The following is a 2,557-nucleotide window of genomic DNA, read 5'->3' on the forward strand; positions in this document are numbered from 1 at the left end:
CCGGTCATGAAGCGCGCCAGCGCCATCGTCACCAACCGTGGCGGCCGTACCTGCCACGCGGCGATCATCGCCCGTGAGCTGGGCATCCCGGCCGTGGTGGGTTGCGGCAACGCCACCCAGCTGTTGAAAGACGGCCAGGGCGTAACCGTTTCCTGCGCGGAAGGCGATACCGGCTTCATCTTCGAAGGCGAACTGGGCTTCGACATCAAGAAAAACTCCGTGGACGCCATGCCGGAGCTGCCGTTCAAGATCATGATGAACGTCGGCAACCCTGACCGCGCCTTCGACTTCGCACAACTGCCGAACGCCGGTGTAGGCCTGGCCCGCCTGGAATTCATCATCAACCGCATGATCGGCGTGCACCCCAAGGCACTGCTGAATTACGACGGCCTGCCTGCAGACATCAAGGAAAGCGTCGACAAGCGTATCGCTGGCTACAACGATCCGGTCGGCTTCTACGTCGAGAAACTGGTCGAAGGCATCAGCACACTGGCCGCTGCGTTCTATCCAAAGAAAGTCATCGTGCGTCTCTCGGACTTCAAGTCCAACGAATACGCCAACCTGATCGGCGGCAAGCTCTACGAGCCTGAAGAAGAGAACCCGATGCTGGGCTTCCGTGGCGCCTCGCGTTACATCAGCGAATCGTTCCGTGACTGCTTCGAACTCGAATGCCGCGCTCTCAAGCGTGTGCGCAACGAGATGGGCCTGACCAACGTCGAGATCATGGTGCCGTTCGTCCGCACCCTGGGTGAAGCGAGCCAGGTGGTTGATCTGTTGGCGGAAAACGGCTTGGCCCGTGGCGACAACGGTCTGCGCGTGATCATGATGTGCGAGCTGCCGTCCAACGCCATCCTGGCTGAAGAATTCCTTGAATTCTTCGACGGTTTCTCCATCGGCTCCAACGACCTGACCCAGCTGACCCTGGGCCTGGACCGTGACTCCGGGATCATTGCGCACTTGTTCGACGAGCGTAACCCAGCGGTCAAGAAGCTGCTGGCCAATGCCATTGCTGCGTGCAACAAGGCCGGCAAATACATCGGCATCTGCGGTCAGGGGCCTTCGGACCATCCAGACCTGGCCAAGTGGCTGATGGAGCAGGGTATTGAAAGCGTTTCGTTGAACCCGGACTCCGTACTGGAAACCTGGTTCTTCCTGGCGGAAGGTCAAGCTTCGGCCTGATCCTGTGTAAACGGACCGCTCACTGTAGGAGCAAGGCTTGCCCGCGATGGCGTCTTCAAAATCGCCATCGTCAGCAAGCTGTGCCCCTGCAAGGGGCGGTCTTTTTGAGATTCAAGTAGGGCGGGCTCCATATGGATGCCGCCCTTTTTTGTGCAAGAGATTATGCAAAGCAGCAGCAACCTATTTCCTGTCGCCCTGATCAGCGCCGAACGGCGTGGCGATCTGAGCGAAGACGTGTATCGCTTGAAGCCGGCCAACAGCCCGGACCCGAGTGTCGAGCTGGCTGTCACCCGTTTGGGCATGGCCGATGAGCCTGCCGTACGCGGCGTGCCGGTCATCCTGTTGCATGGCAGTTTTTCCAATCGACGCTTCTGGTTCTCCCCCAAAGGCCTGGGGCTGGGTGCTCATTTGGCGCGCCTGGGCTTCGATGTGTGGATCGCGGAAATGCGCGGTCACGGCCTGTCCCGGCGCAACCAGGACTATCGCAAGAATCGCGTCGCTGACTATGCGCGTTACGATCTGCCCGCGATTGGCGCGTTCGTGCGTGAGCAAAGCGGTCAGGTTCCGCACTGGATCGGCCATTCGCTGGGGGGCATTACCCTGGCGGCGGCGTTGGGCGGTGAATACATCGGCGAGCCGGTGGTGGCCTCCGCTGCGTTTTTTGGCACCCAGGTCAGCCGTACCTACTGGCCGCTGAAGATTCCACCCGTGGAGTGGGGCGGGCGCTTCATTCTCAAGCGCTTTGCTCAGTTGTCCGGTTCACGACTCAAGCGCGGCCCGGAGGACGAGCCAATTGGCCTGGCCCTGGAAAGCATGCGCTGGTATGGCTTGTTCGGGCGCTTCGGCGACGCCGACAAGGACTGGTGGGCCGGGCTCGCCGAGGTGAAGCTGCCGGTGCTTGTGGTGAGCGCGGCGGGGGATCATCAGGATCCGGCCTGGGCATGCCGCAAGCTGTTCGACCAAGTGGGTTGCGAACACAAGCAATTCATCAATCTGGGGCGCGAGCAGGGCTTCGGCGACAATTTCGGTCACGTCGAAATGCTGGTCAGCAAAGCTGCACAGGTTGAAGTCTGGCCATTGGTGGCTCGCTGGCTGGCGGATCAGCAAACGCCGCTGCTCGGTGAAAAAGCGGTTCTGGCCACGGCAATCTAAGCTGGACGCTCTATCAAGGGCATTTCGCTCTGATCGGCTTGCGGCTAAGATATGACGGATTGAGCTGTTCTGGTCATTTTCGATGACTGATTCATCAGTGATGTTCGTGCTGTCTCCCTTATTACAGGAGTTTCTCGATGAACCATTACCTCACGCCTGACCTGTGCGACGCCTACCCGGAGCTGGTGCAGGTGCTGGAACCGATGTTCAGCAATTTCGGCGGCCG

General features: G+C 60.0%; 2 protein-coding genes and 1 pseudogene. All 3 read left to right on the plus strand.

What is annotated here, in order from left to right:
* Nucleotides 1–1,179: phosphoenolpyruvate synthase (gene ppsA, locus D8U18_RS09315; protein WP_131107489.1), on the plus strand; the 1,179-nt coding region annotated here is incomplete at its 5' end.
* A 162-nt stretch (nt 1,180–1,341) separates the two neighbouring features.
* A complete protein-coding gene (locus D8U18_RS09320; RefSeq protein WP_056856960.1) occupies nt 1,342–2,331 on the plus strand; it encodes an alpha/beta fold hydrolase in 990 nt (329 codons plus the stop codon).
* A 137-nt stretch (nt 2,332–2,468) separates the two neighbouring features.
* Nucleotides 2,469–2,557 (plus strand): annotated as a pseudogene (locus D8U18_RS09325) (putative 4-hydroxy-4-methyl-2-oxoglutarate aldolase); the annotation flags it as partial.

Origin of the sequence: Pseudomonas sp. Sample_10, from assembly GCF_004321495.1 — a bacterium.
Taxonomy (GTDB): Bacteria; Pseudomonadota; Gammaproteobacteria; order Pseudomonadales; family Pseudomonadaceae; genus Aquipseudomonas.

What these genes read in the sequence shown, in the direction of transcription:
- D8U18_RS09320 (WP_056856960.1), top strand. Translation starts at nt 1,342, where the DNA reads ATGCAAAGCAGCAGCAACCTATTTCCTGTCGCCCTGATCAGCGCCGAA.